15 protein-coding genes and 1 tRNA gene are annotated in these 13,175 nt (G+C 33.3%); all 16 read left to right on the top strand.

Translation table 11 applies throughout. The features are described from left to right. The first annotated feature begins 115 nt into the window (after nucleotides 1-115). Entirely contained in the window at nucleotides 116-1,648 is a 1,533-nt protein-coding gene (locus HALHA_RS09985; protein ID WP_015327655.1) for an NAD(P)/FAD-dependent oxidoreductase, read from the top strand. Then, nucleotides 1,641-2,915 (top strand): NAD(P)/FAD-dependent oxidoreductase, encoded by a 1,275-nt coding sequence (locus HALHA_RS09980; protein ID WP_015327654.1) that lies wholly within the window; start codon nucleotides 1,641-1,643, stop codon nucleotides 2,913-2,915. The genes HALHA_RS09985 and HALHA_RS09980 overlap by 8 nt, the downstream gene beginning before the upstream one ends. Further along, a complete protein-coding gene (locus tag HALHA_RS09975; protein ID WP_015327653.1) occupies nucleotides 2,915-3,286 on the top strand; it encodes a DUF1667 domain-containing protein in 372 nt (123 codons plus the stop codon). Before HALHA_RS09980 ends, HALHA_RS09975 begins: the two co-directional genes overlap by 1 nt. A gap of 230 nt (nucleotides 3,287-3,516) precedes the next feature. Beyond that, the gene (dhaM, locus tag HALHA_RS09970; RefSeq protein WP_015327652.1) at nucleotides 3,517-3,909 is read left to right on the top strand and encodes a dihydroxyacetone kinase phosphoryl donor subunit DhaM; all 393 of its coding nucleotides are present in this window, start codon (nucleotides 3,517-3,519) and stop codon (nucleotides 3,907-3,909) included. 160 nt (nucleotides 3,910-4,069) lie between these two features. After that, nucleotides 4,070-4,927, top strand: coding sequence for an NAD(P)/FAD-dependent oxidoreductase (locus HALHA_RS09965; RefSeq protein ID WP_015327651.1), 858 nt, complete (start codon nucleotides 4,070-4,072; stop codon nucleotides 4,925-4,927). A 164-nt stretch (nucleotides 4,928-5,091) separates the two neighbouring features. Then, complete coding sequence (locus tag HALHA_RS09960; protein ID WP_015327650.1) at nucleotides 5,092-5,490, top strand: hypothetical protein; 399 nt, start codon at nucleotides 5,092-5,094, stop codon at nucleotides 5,488-5,490. 55 nt (nucleotides 5,491-5,545) lie between these two features. Beyond that, on the top strand, nucleotides 5,546-5,977 hold the full coding sequence (locus HALHA_RS09955) for a Fur family transcriptional regulator (protein WP_015327649.1): 432 nt from the start codon (nucleotides 5,546-5,548) through the stop codon (nucleotides 5,975-5,977). A 95-nt stretch (nucleotides 5,978-6,072) separates the two neighbouring features. Then, the gene (locus tag HALHA_RS09950) at nucleotides 6,073-7,416 is read left to right on the top strand and encodes a tRNA nucleotidyltransferase/poly(A) polymerase-related protein (RefSeq protein WP_015327648.1); all 1,344 of its coding nucleotides are present in this window, start codon (nucleotides 6,073-6,075) and stop codon (nucleotides 7,414-7,416) included. A 65-nt stretch (nucleotides 7,417-7,481) separates the two neighbouring features. Further along, on the top strand, nucleotides 7,482-8,345 hold the full coding sequence (locus tag HALHA_RS09945) for a fumarate hydratase (protein WP_015327647.1): 864 nt from the start codon (nucleotides 7,482-7,484) through the stop codon (nucleotides 8,343-8,345). A gap of 3 nt (nucleotides 8,346-8,348) precedes the next feature. After that, on the top strand, nucleotides 8,349-8,876 hold the full coding sequence (locus tag HALHA_RS09940) for a Fe-S-containing hydro-lyase (RefSeq protein WP_015327646.1): 528 nt from the start codon (nucleotides 8,349-8,351) through the stop codon (nucleotides 8,874-8,876). A 98-nt stretch (nucleotides 8,877-8,974) separates the two neighbouring features. Further along, the gene (gene rph, locus HALHA_RS09935; protein ID WP_041608225.1) at nucleotides 8,975-9,721 is read left to right on the top strand and encodes a ribonuclease PH; all 747 of its coding nucleotides are present in this window, start codon (nucleotides 8,975-8,977) and stop codon (nucleotides 9,719-9,721) included. A gap of 2 nt (nucleotides 9,722-9,723) precedes the next feature. Further along, on the top strand, nucleotides 9,724-10,314 hold the full coding sequence (locus tag HALHA_RS09930) for an XTP/dITP diphosphatase (protein WP_015327644.1): 591 nt from the start codon (nucleotides 9,724-9,726) through the stop codon (nucleotides 10,312-10,314). A gap of 5 nt (nucleotides 10,315-10,319) precedes the next feature. Then, nucleotides 10,320-10,796, top strand: a complete 477-nt coding sequence (locus HALHA_RS09925) for a metallophosphoesterase family protein (protein ID WP_015327643.1) — start codon at nucleotides 10,320-10,322, stop codon at nucleotides 10,794-10,796. 190 nt (nucleotides 10,797-10,986) lie between these two features. Continuing rightward, nucleotides 10,987-11,071: transfer RNA gene (locus HALHA_RS09920), tRNA-Leu, on the top strand. A gap of 141 nt (nucleotides 11,072-11,212) precedes the next feature. Then, on the top strand, nucleotides 11,213-12,490 hold the full coding sequence (tig, locus tag HALHA_RS09915) for a trigger factor (protein WP_015327642.1): 1,278 nt from the start codon (nucleotides 11,213-11,215) through the stop codon (nucleotides 12,488-12,490). Nucleotides 12,491-12,547: 57 nt separating this feature from the next. After that, complete coding sequence (gene clpP / locus HALHA_RS09910; protein ID WP_015327641.1) at nucleotides 12,548-13,144, top strand: ATP-dependent Clp endopeptidase proteolytic subunit ClpP; 597 nt, start codon at nucleotides 12,548-12,550, stop codon at nucleotides 13,142-13,144. The last annotated feature ends 31 nt before the right edge of the window (nucleotides 13,145-13,175 follow it).

Genomic DNA, 13,175 nt, shown 5'->3' with positions numbered 1-13,175 from the left:
TAAAATCCTTGAATAGTCCATAATAGTATGATATTCTAATAATAGAATAAAATAAAATACAAATAAATCTGGTGGAGAAATTAAAGAAACCACATTTAAGAATCTGGGAAGTACTATGTCTACTTCTTGGAGCTTAGATGTGGTTTTTAATATTATAGGGGGGATTTTTTTGAAAGATAAAACTGATATTTTAATTATTGGTGGGGGAGTAACAGGATGTTTTATTGCTCGTGAGCTAGCACAATATAAATTAAATATAACTTTAGTAGAAAAGGAACCTGATATTTGTACTGGTACGAGTAAAGCTAATACTGCTTTACTTCATGCTGGGTTTAATGCTGATTGTAATAAATTAAAAGGAAGATTAAATGTTAGAGGTAATGAATTATATCGGGAAAGAATTCAACATGAATTGGATGTGCCAATGGAATGGGTAGGAGCTTTAGTAGTAGCAGAGAATGAAGATGACATTCCTAAGTTAGAAGCCATATTAAAAAATGGTCAAGAAAATGGAGTGCCTGATTTAGAGATTGTTACTGGAGCTAGATTATTTGAGTTAGAACCTAACTTAAGTGATGATGCTGTAGCAGCCTTATTTGCTCCTACGGCTGGGATAGTTAATCCTTTTGAATTAACAGTAGGTTTAGCAAATAATGCAGTTAGAAATGGAGCTGAGGTAATATTAGAAGCAGGAGTTGAAGATATTGAAGATTATGGGGATTATAAGACTGTCAAAACAGCTAAAGGAGCTATTGATGCTAAGTTAGTTATTAATGCTGCCGGATTATATGCTGATAAGATAGCTAATATGGTAGGAATAGATAACTTTGAAATTACTCCACGTAGAGGAGAGTATTACTTATATGATAAAAGAATGGAGATTGATGTGCAGCGAACCATCTTCCCAGTTCCAACTAAGGTTAGTAAGGGGATTGTAGTTACTCCAACTGATGAAGGGAACTTATTAATCGGGCCAAATGCTCAAGAGATAGAAGATGTAAAAGATAAGGCGACTACTAGAGAAGGATTAGATGAGGTAATGAATGGAGCTAAAAAGACTATTCCAGATCTGAGTAAAAAAGGAGTAATTAAAGAGTTTGCTGGTTTAAGACCAGCTATTAAGGAAACAGAAGATTTCTTAATTGAGGCTAGTAAAAAAGTGCCAGGGTTTATTAATGTAGCTGGAATTCAATCGCCAGGTTTAGCTTCTTCACCTGCTATTGCTGAAATGGTAGTGGAAATTGTGAAAGAAGAGTTAGGTGGTTTAACTTCTGATCCACAATTTAATCCAAATTATCAAGGCCCACCTAAGTTTAGACATATGAATCATCAAAAACAGGCCCAATTAGTAGAGGAAGATCGAGATTACGGCCAAATTATCTGTCGGTGTGAAAGTGTAACTAAAGGAGAAATTATTGATGCAATTCATGAGCCAGTAGGGGCTAAAACGGTTAATGCAATTAAGAGAAGAGTTAGACCAGGAGCTGGAAGATGTCAAGGTGGCTTTTGTGAACCTAAAGTAGTTGAGATTTTAGCTGAAGAATTAGATATTCCCAAAACAGAAGCTAAGCTTGAAAGTGAAAATTCTCAACTTTTAGTAGAGAAAACGAAAGAATCATTATTGAAAGAGGTGGAAGCTGATGAATAAACAGGAATATCAATTAGTGGTAGTTGGTGGTGGACCAGCAGGGTTAGCAGCTGCTCAATCGGCTTATGACCAAGGTGTTAAAGATATATTAATTATTGAACGTGATTTTGAATTAGGTGGTATTTTACAACAGTGTATTCATAATGGGTTTGGTTTACATTATTTTGGGGAAGAGTTAACTGGTCCCGAATATGCTCAACAATTTATGGAGAATGTTAAAGAGCGTGGAGTTGATATTAAATTAGATACAATGGTATTAGAAGTTACTCCAGATAAAAAAATCTATGCTATTAATTCTGATGAAGGAATGTTAGAAATTAATGCTCAGGCTGTAATTTTAGCAATGGGTTGTCGAGAAAGAACAAGAGAAGCGATTGGTATTCCAGGTTCGAGACCAGCTGGGGTTTATAGTGCTGGAACAGCACAAAGATATATTAATATGGAACAGCGGATGCCAGGAGAAAAGGTTGTGATTTTAGGTTCTGGTGATATTGGATTAATTATGGCCCGCAGAATGCATTTAGAAGGAGCAGATGTGGAAGCGGTATTAGAAATAATGCCTTTTTCTGGAGGATTAACACGTAATATTGTGCAGTGTTTAGATGATTTTGATATTCCTTTACGAATGCAACAGACTGTAACAGAAATTCATGGTAAAGAACGGGTAGAAGGAGTTACTGTAGCGGAAGTTGATGATAATTTTCAGCCAATTCCAGGGACAGAGTATGAGATTGAATGTGACACATTATTATTATCTGTTGGTTTGATTCCTGAGAATGAATTATCAACTGAAGCAGGAGTTAAATTACATGATGTAACTGGCGGGCCAATAGTAAATGAAGGTAGAGAGACAAATATTGAAGGGATTTTTGCTTGTGGTAATGTACTTCATGTCCATGATTTGGTAGATTGGGTAACAGAAGAAAGTCTAATAGCAGGTAAAACAGCAGCCCTATACTTACAGGGGCAATTGGCTAAGAAAAAAGAGGAAATTAAAGTGAATCCAGGAGAAAATGTAGGTTATATAGTCCCACATAAAATAAATAATGAGATTGAAGATAGAAAAAGGGTGGATCTATATATGAGGGCTAAACAACCAATAGAAGATGTGACAATTAAATTATTAGCAGGTGATAAAAAGCTGTTTGATAAGACAGAACGACGGGTTGAGCCTGGAGAGATGATTACTTTACCGGTTCCTGAACAAATGCTTAATAATTTAGATAATAATAGTATTAAAGTTGATATTATAAAGGAGGGAGAGTAATGGGCCAAACAGTAGAGATTACCTGCATTAGCTGTCCTATGGGGTGTGAAGTAGAGTTAAAGGTCGATGAGAATGATGAAATTGAAAAGATAGAGGGGGCTAGTTGCCCAGCTGGAGAGAAATATGTGAAAAATGAATACTATAATCCCACTAGAGTGTTGCCTACTACAGCCAGGGTTAAAGGAGGAGTACTACCATTAGTACCAGTTAAGAGTGAGGAACCACTACCTAAGGGTTTATTAGAAGAAGCAATGACAGAAATAGCCAAGGTTAAAGTAGAGGCTCCAGTTAAACTAGGAGATGTAATAATTGAAGATATATTAGATACGGGGGTTAATATAGTGGCTACTAGAGATTTGCCACGGAATTGATATATAGTTGCACTTTTAGATTACGACTAGCTATAAGATATCTATGGAGATTTCATAGATATCTTTTTATTTTTTGTTATAATTGGAATATTATTATATTAAAATTAATATGTATATTAATGTTAAGTACTATTTAGGCGCAATAATATTTAATTAAAGATGAAAGTTAAGATAAAATCTGTTAAAATGATAAAAACAAGAGAAAATCATTTAAAAAGGGGGTGAAAAGAATGATTGGGATTGTATTGGTTTCTCACAGTCGAAAGTTGGCTGAAGGTATAGAGGAACTTGCTTTAGAAATGATTCCAAGAAAGATACCTTTAGTCTCTATTGGTGGAGATGAAGATGGTAGAATTGGAACTGATATAGATGAAATTATAGAAGCAGTTAAGGAAGTATATAGTGAAAATGGGGTGCTTATTATTGGTGATGTAGGAAGTTCACTAATGAATTCTAAAGAGGCACTTGATATTCTAGAGTTAGATGGCTATGAAAATGTAGCAGTCAGTGGGGCTCCACTAGTAGAAGGAGCAATGATAGCTGCTGTAGAAGCAAATTTAGGTAAAGGCTTAAGGGAAATAAAAAGAAAGGTGGAGAGTAAAAGAATTATAGAATGGATATAATAAAGGAATAGAGAGTGGCTGTTCATATTATAAAATTAAATGTTCGACCACTCTCTGTTATAAGAGCAATATTTTTAATACGAAATAAATTATCTATTTAATGACATTATTACATAATTGAAAGTGATAAAGTTTCTATTAATCTAGTGAGGTGAGACTAATGGGAGAAAAAAATTATGATTTAGCAATTGTAGGAGCAGGACCAGCAGGAATGTCAGCCGCGATTAATGCTCGGGCTAGAGACAAAAGTGTTATTATTTTTAATAGTGGACAAGTAGCCAAGAAAATTGATTGGGCACCAGAGATTAATAATTATTTGGGCTTTAGTAATGTAACTGGTTCGGAGTTAGCCCAACAATTTATTTCTCATATTGAAGATTTGGAGGTTCCAATAATTAATGAAAAAGTAGTTAAAGCTTATCCTATGGGCGAGAAAGTAATGATTACAACGAATGGAGAAAACTATGCAGCAAAAAAATTAATTTTAGCAATAGGTGTCGTTCAAGAAGCTAAGATAACAGGTGAAGCTAAATTTTTAGGTAAAGGAATCAGTTATTGTGCTACTTGTGATGGGAAATTATATAAGGATAAAGATGTATTAGTGATAAGTGATAGTAATCATCATGAAGATGAGGCTAATTTTTTAGCAGACATTTGTAAAAACATTTATTATGTACCCCAGTATGATAAAATTAAAAATTTAGATGAAAGAATTGAAGTAGTTAAAGGAGAAGTAGAAGAAATAACCGGAGATGATTTAGCTAATCGAGTTCAATTAAGTAGTGGAGAATATGATGTAGATGGGATCTTTATTCTAAGAGAAACTGTACCTCCAACTGAAATAGTACCAGGTTTAGAGCTTGATGGAGAATATATTGCTGTAAATCGTAAATTTGAGACTAGTATAGAGAGTGTTTATGCTGCTGGTGATTGCATAGGGCGCCCATTACAGATTGGAAAAGCAGTAGGTGAAGGGCAAGTAGCAGCTTTAAATGCTTTAAAGAAGCTTGACCAGTAGAAATAGTTTTTGACCAGATATTACCTGTTAATTAATGAATAATTTATTTTCTCTTTACGAATAATGATAGTAGAATTTAGATATATACTATGATTAATAGTGAAGATTAGTTTATGAATAATAAATTTGATTTGTTAATTAAGGAGGTTAGCAGGTGATATTCTATGTTTAGAAAATTAGCTGTAATTGGTATCGGGGATACCCGTAAACAAGATCAAGGTATTACTGTCTATTTGTTAGATAAATTAAAAGAAATGTTTTCTAAATATGATATTTCATTTATTCAAATTAATTCTGCAGGTCAAGAATTATGTGATCTATTATCTAATATAAAAGCAGAGAAGGTATTGGTTTTAGATACAGATAGAGATACTGTTACTCCAGGTGATTTAGATTATTTGAAGATAACTCCTAAAGAAGGAGAAACTTTAAAAGAATTACTAGTAGTGACAATCGGTATCTTTAGTGATGATTGGGGTAAAAAATTATCTAATCGAATAGCTCAAAATTTATCTGAAATTTTAAATAAAGTGTTTGATGTAGTTAGTGGTCTATTAAGTTGACATTAACAGGGAAGCTAATATATAATTAAGGTAAAACAAATAGTAGGTGAAATGTATGGAGAGTAAGTTACAGGATTTAAAGAGCTTATTGGCAACTAAAAATTACAAATTGACTTCCCAGCGGAAATTAATTCTACAGATTTTGCTAGATCACCAAGGGGAGCACCTTAGTGCAGAGGATATTTATCAAATAGTTAAGCAAGAGGACTCAGGAATTGGTTTAGCAACTGTATATCGGACTTTAGAGTTGTTTTCTGATTTAGGAATTATTCAACAACTTAATTTCGATGAAGATAGACGGCGTTATGAGTTGGGGACTAATAATGATGAGCATCATCATCACCTCGTTTGTGAAGAGTGTGGTAGGGTGATTGAATTTAATGATGAAATTCTAGAAGCTTTTGAAGATGATTTAGCAGATAAACATAATTTTAAAATCACCCAACATCGGATTAAATTTTACGGTCGTTGTAAGGAATGCCAATAAGTTCAAATTAGAATAGCTTTATAGATTCCAGTTTACCCTGGGATCTTTTTCTTTCTGAGGTATGAATTTTTTGCAAACTAAAGGGGAAAGTAATTATGAACAAAATTGTTAAGCTTAAAAAAATAGTTAAAAAGTATCAGGTGCAGGGTTATTTGGTTGGTGGAGTAATTCGTGATATTTTATTAGACCGTCAATTTAATGATATTGATGTGGTTATTAATAAGCAAATAAAGGAAGTTGCTAGTCAGTTTGCTAAGCAAACAAATAGTAGTTTAGTAGTTTTAGACAAAAAACGGGAAATCTATCGTGTCGTAATGGATGAATTTAATTATGATTTTGCACCTTTACAAGGGAGTTCTATCAATGAAGATTTAACCAGTAGAGATTTTACTATTAATGCTTTAGCAGTTCCATTATCTAAGGTTTGTCTTAAGAATGGTAAAATTGCTTTCTTAAATAAAGCATTGATTGATTTATTTAAGGGAGAAAAAGATTTAAAAGAGGGAATTATTAGGGTAGTTAATGATGAGGCTTTTGCTACTGATCCTTTGCGTTTGATAAGGGCAGTTCGGTTTAAAGCTAGATTAGATTTTGCTATTACTAGAAGTACTGAAAAGTTAATGGGCCAAGTTGAAGATAGAATTAACCAAATAGCAAATGAAAGGATAAAAGCTGAATTGATTAAAATATTAGAATGTAATAATGCAGCTTTTAATATAGTTTATTTAGAAGATAAGTTTTCTTTTTTTTCTAAGGTCTTTCCAATTGTTAAAGAATTAAAGCAGATAAATCAATCTAAGGATTATTGTGAAGATAGGTGGAGCCATAATATTTGTGCTATAGAAAAGTTAGAGCAGTTGTGGAATAATGATAAATTTTGGGATGAAAGGATTGAAGTTAAGTGGTTACCTAGACTTAAGTTTACTCTTTTATTTTGTGGTATAGAAGATTTATTAAATAAAGAAATAATAACTCAGTTACCATCAATTTTAAAAGAGTTTACTTTTAGTAATCAAGAAGTTTCTTATATAGTTAGGTTGATTAAGTATCGTTTAAAAGCTATAAACTTTTTGCATACTGATAATCTGAAGTTTAAGAAAAAGTATTATTTTTTCAAAGAAGTATCTAGTTTAACAACTGATGTTTGTTTATTAGCTCTAGCAGATATAATAAGTAATCAAAGATTAAATGATAATGATAAAGAGGTTAAAGATAGTTTAATATTTTTTAAAGAGTTAGTTAGAGAAGGAGAGAATCTACAAAAAAAGACAGCCAAAAGATTATTAACTGGTAAAGATATTATTAGATTATTCTCCATATCAGAAGGGCCAAAAGTAGGAGAACTTCTTAAAAAAGTAGAATTAAATCAAGCAGCAGGAAAGATTAGTACCAAAGAAGAAGCAATAAAGTATATAAAGAATGAACTATCGGCTTTCTGATTTGAATGAAGGACTTCTATTTAATAGAAAGAAGTATAGAGATAGTAGTTAAAAAGGGGGATTCTATGGGGCAGATTAAAGCTGATAAGATTACTAAGGAAGTAACTAGATTATGTCAAGAGGCTAACTATAATTTAGGAAGAGATATTATTGACAGAATTAAAAGTGGTTATAATAAAGCAGAATCAGCAGTAGCTAAAGAAATTTTAGCGCAAATAATTGAAAATGCTAAGATAGCTAAAGAAGAAAAAAAGCCAATTTGCCAGGATACAGGTATGGCTGTTGTATTTGTGCAATTAGGGCAAGAGGTAGAAATAGTTGGAGATGATTTAAATAAGGCGATTAATACTGGAGTAAGTAAAGGGTATAAAAAAGGTTATTTAAGAAAATCTGTAGTTGATGACCCAGTCTTTACTAGAGAGAATACTACTGATAATACTCCAGCGATAATACATACTGAAGTAGTTCCTGGAGATCAAATAAAGATTACTGTAGCTCCTAAGGGATTCGGGAGTGAAAATATGAGCCAATTAAAGATGTTAAAGCCTACAGCAGGAGTAGAAGGGGTTAAAGAGTTTATTATTCAAACAGTTAAAGAAGCTGGTCCTAATCCTTGTCCTCCAATAGTGGTAGGAGTGGGAATTGGAGGAACAGTAGAAAAGGCTGCTTTATTAGCTAAAAAATCATTGCTACGTCCTTTAGGTAAGCATAATAGACAAGAGAAGTTTAAGAGGTTAGAAACTGATTTACTAAAAGAGATTAATCAGACTGGAATTGGCCCTCAAGGTTTAGGGGGTAAGTTGACTGCCTTAGCGGTCAATATAGAAACTTTCCCAACTCATATTGCTGGATTGCCAGTAGTTGTTAATTTAAATTGTCACGTAACCCGCCATAAGGAAGTAACTCTTAAGGCAAGTGGAGGTGAATAGTTGATGGCAGAGGTAAAGTTAGAAACACCAGTTAGTGAAGAAGAAATAAGAGAACTACAAGCTGGGGATAAAGTATTATTATCAGGCGTAGTTTATACTGCTCGTGATGCAGCCCATAAGCGATTAGTAGATACTTTAGATCAAGGGGCTAAATTACCTTTCTCATTAGAGGGTAGTGCTATATATTATGTTGGCCCAGCCCCAGCTAAACCAGATGAAGTGATTGGCTCAGCCGGTCCTACAACTAGTTATCGGATGGATCCTTTTACACCTAAGTTGTTAGCCCAAGGACTAAAAATTATGATTGGAAAGGGTAAAAGGAATCAAGAAGTTATAGATAGTATGGAACAAGAAGGTGCTATATATTTAGGTGCTACAGGTGGAGCAGCAGCTTTGATTTCTGAATGCATTACAGAAGTGGAAGTGATTGCTTACTCTGATTTAGGAACAGAAGCTGTTAGAAAGCTAAAAGTAAAAGATTGGCCCTTGATTTGTGTAATTGATAGTAATAGGGGGAATTTATATAAATAATTGTAGTAGGGTTGAAATTAGTGGAGAGGAGAAAAAAAGTGGGATTTTCAGTAAATATAGGTGATCGGGTTAAAGATATTAATAAAGGAGAGATAAAAGTGTCGCGAGTTGATGGAAGAAAAAATAATGACCAATTGAGACCAATTAAAATAACTAGGGATTTTACTAAGTATGCTGAAGGTTCTGTTTTAATTGAAGCAGGTGATACTAAAGTGATTTGTAATGCTACAGTAGATGATAGTGTTCCTTATTTTTTAAGAGGTAAGGGCCAAGGTTGGTTGACAGCAGAATACTCTATGTTACCCAGAGCAACTAAGGAGAGAAATGTTAGAGAAGCTGCTAAAGGAAAATTAAGTAGTCGAACCCAAGAAATTCGTCGGGTGATTGGTCGCTCTTTACGTTCAGTAGTGGACCTAGATTTATTAGGTGAGAGGACTATTTGGCTTGATTGTGATGTTATTCAAGCAGATGGTGGGACTAGAACGGCTTCAATTACAGGTGCTTTTGTAGCTTTAGTTGATGCTTTAGATTATATGCTTGAAGAATCTATGATTGATCAATTTCCGATTAATGATTTTATAGCAGCGGTTAGTGTAGGAATTGTAGATGATAAGTTATTGTTAGATTTATGTTATGAAGAAGATTCTAATGCTCAAGTGGATATGAACTTAGTAATGACTGAAGAAGGATCGATTATTGAAATCCAAGGGACGGGAGAAGAGAGCCCTTTTTCTCAGCAACATATGTTACAATTAGTCGAGTTAGCTGAAAAAGGAGTCAAAGAATTGGTTGCCTATCAAAAACAGGCTTTAGAGGATAAAGTGGTTTTGTTTGAGGAGGAGTAATGATGAAATTATTCTTAGCTACAGGAAACGAACATAAAATTAAAGAAATGAAGCAAATGTTATCTAATACTAAAATAAAAGTGTTGTGTAAAGATGATTTTGCTAAGTTGCCTGAAGTTATAGAAGATAAAGAAACTTTTAAGGGCAATGCTTTAAAGAAAGCAAGAAAGTTATGTGACTATCTACAATTACCTACTATAGCAGATGATTCAGGATTAGTAGTAGATGTTTTAGATGGTCAGCCAGGTGTATATTCAGCTCGTTTTGCTGGTCAAGATGCTAGTGATAAGGAGAATAATGATAAATTACTTAAGTTATTAGAAGGTGTTAAAGAAGAGAAGAGATTGGCCCATTTTACTTGTGCTATGGCTTTTGTGACTCCGGAGGGAAGAGAAGAAATAGTTATTGGTAAGTCTGCGGGTAAAATTGCTTTAGCACCACATGGTAAAGCAGGATTTGGTTACGACCCGTTATTTATACCACAAGGATATGACAAAAGTTTTGCTCAGCTAGGTAGTAAAATTAAAAATAAAATTAGTCACCGGGCTAATGCATTAGTAAAGATGAAACAAATTTTATTAGAATATAGGTGATTTAGATGAAATTAGCAGTATTTAGTGATGCCCATGGGAGAAATGAAAACATAAAAGAGGGATTAAAGAAGTTACCACAGGTTGATTACTTATTATATGCTGGAGATGGAGTTAAAGACCTAATGGAATGTGAATTTTTAAGTGGTTTTGAGATAATAGCAGTTAAAGGAAATCGTGATTTTAATGCTGGTTATCCTAGAGAGAGGATATTTAAAGTAGGAAGAAAGAAGATATTATTAACTCATGGTGATAATTATAGAATCAAATGGGGTATAGATCAGTTATACTATAGAGCCCAAGAATTAGAGGCTAATATAGTAATTTTTGGTCATACTCATATTCGCTATGCGCAAGAAGAACAGGGGATTTTATTTTTTAATCCTGGTAGTATTTCGTTACCTCGTGATGGAGAAGAGGGTAGTTTTGGTTTGCTAGAATTAGAGGAAGACAGAATAAATTATAAACATTATAATTTATCTTAATTCAATTTAACGAAATTAAAATAAATAGTTATTAATTCAAGAGAAAATGATAGTATTATAGAGTTTAAAGCAGTTATGTTTTACTGATTACAAATAATAGAATCTATGCTATTTTGACCTAGTTTGTTTTTTAAGTTATACTGTTAGATGTTGTGTCAATATGGGATGAAATAATTCAATAGCCCTATATGCGAAGGTGGTGGAATTGGCAGACACGCTAGACTTAGGATCTAGTGCCGTAAGGCGTGTGGGTTCGACTCCCACCCTTCGCACCAATTAGCTGTATTTTTATTATAAGCCTCGGATAGTTCCGAGGTATTGTTTTTATAATATATAGTTTAATTAAATAATAAATTGCTATTTATTGTATTAATCAAGTTAAACAAGCATAATATGATAATAGGGAGGAAATGTAAATGAAGGTAAATAAAGAACAATTAGAAGGAAATAAAGTAGCATTAGATGTTGAGGTTAATGAAGAAAAGGTTGCAGAGGCATTACAGCAAGCTTATAAGAAGATTGTTAAAGAAGTAGATATGCCAGGATTTAGAAAAGGAAAGGTGCCACGTAAGATATTAGAACAAAAATATGGTAAAGAGGTATTACATAAAGACGCATTGGATATTTTAATTCCTCAAGGATATCAAGAGGCAGTTCAAGAATCAGACCTTGAACCGATTGCTAAACCAGAAATTACGGATGTATTTATTGAAGAAGGAAAGCCAGCTACTTTTACTGCAGAAGTAGAAGTAAAGCCAGAAGTTGAACTAGGAAATTATACAGATTTAGATGTTGAAGAACCAAATATAGAAGTAACTGATGAACAGATAGAACAAGAATTAGAGGCTCGACGACAGAGACACTCTCAATTAGTAGCAGTAGATAGAGATATTGTTGAAAGCGGAGACTTTACTACTATTGATTTTGAAGGTAAGATAGATGGTGAGGTTTTTGAAGGTGGTACAGCAGAAGATTATAATTTAGAAATTGGATCTGAACAATTTATTCCTGGATTTGAGGATCAATTAGTTGGAGTTAAAGTAGGTCAAGAGGTAGAAGTTGAGGTTACGTTCCCTGAAAGTTATCATAATGATGATGTAGCAGGTAAAGATGCAGTCTTTACAGTAACAGTTAAGGAAATCAAAGAAAAAGAAGCACCAGAATTAGATGATGAATTCGCTAAAGACTTAGAATTTGATTCTTTAGCAGATTTAAAAGATAATATTAAAGAGGATTTAAAAGAAAGAGAAGAGCAAAGACAAGAACGAGAGTATCAAAATCAATTAGTTGATGCTGTAGCAGAAAATTCTGAAGTTGATATTCCAGAAACAATGGTTGAAAATGAAATTGAAAATATGTTAAATCAGTTTAAAATGCAAGCACAACAGCAAGGTATTGAATTTGAACAATATTTACAAATGACTGGTATGGATGAAAATCAATTAAGAGAACAACATAGAGAAGAAGCTGAAAATAGAGCAAAGTCTAATTTAGTTTTAGAAGCTATTGCTGAAGAAGAAGGAATTGAAGTTACAGAGGATGAAATAGATGATAGAGTAGCTGATATTGCAGAGCAACAAGGGCAAGATAAAGATCAAATTAAAGCTTTCTTACAGATGCAAGGTCAACTAGACAGTTTAAGAGAAAACCTAAAAATGCAAAAAGCAATTGATTTTTTAGCAGAAAATAATTAAAATCAGTTTAAAAATCATTGAGCTGGGTATAGATATAAAAAGAGGGAGGGAAATTTTATGAACTTAGTGCCAACGGTAGTTGAAAAGACTAATAGGGGAGAACGTTCCTATGATATTTATTCTCGATTATTAAAGGATCGAATTGTATTTATTGGTAGTGAGATTAATGATCAAGTAGCTAATACAGTAATTGCGCAATTATTATTTTTAGAAGCCGAAGACCCTGATAAAGATATTTACATATATATTAATAGTCCTGGAGGATCTGTAACTGCAGCTTTAGCAATGTATGATACAATGCAATATATTAAACCGGATGTATCTACAATTTGCATGGGCCTTGCTGCTAGTGCTGCTGCTTTATTATTATCTGGTGGTACTTCTGGTAAAAGATATGCTTTGCCATACTCTAGAATTATGATCCATCAGCCAATGGGTGGTGCTCAAGGGCAGGCCACAGATATAGAGATACAAGCTAATGAAATATTAGAATTAAGAAGAATCATCAATGATATTTTAGCTGATCACACTGGACAGCCAATAGAAAAGATTTCTGAAGATGTAGATCGGGATTTCTTTATGTCAGCTAGTGAAGCTCAAGAATATGGTATTATTGATGAGGTTATTACTCGTGAGAAAGAGATTAAGTCGTAATTAAAAAAAGTGCACACTTTTAAAGAGGTGA

The organism is Halobacteroides halobius DSM 5150, assembly GCF_000328625.1.
GTDB lineage: Bacteria > Bacillota > Halanaerobiia > Halobacteroidales > Halobacteroidaceae > Halobacteroides > Halobacteroides halobius.
Note: the sequence above shows the minus strand (reverse complement) of the source record. Positions and strands in the feature narration are given on the sequence as shown.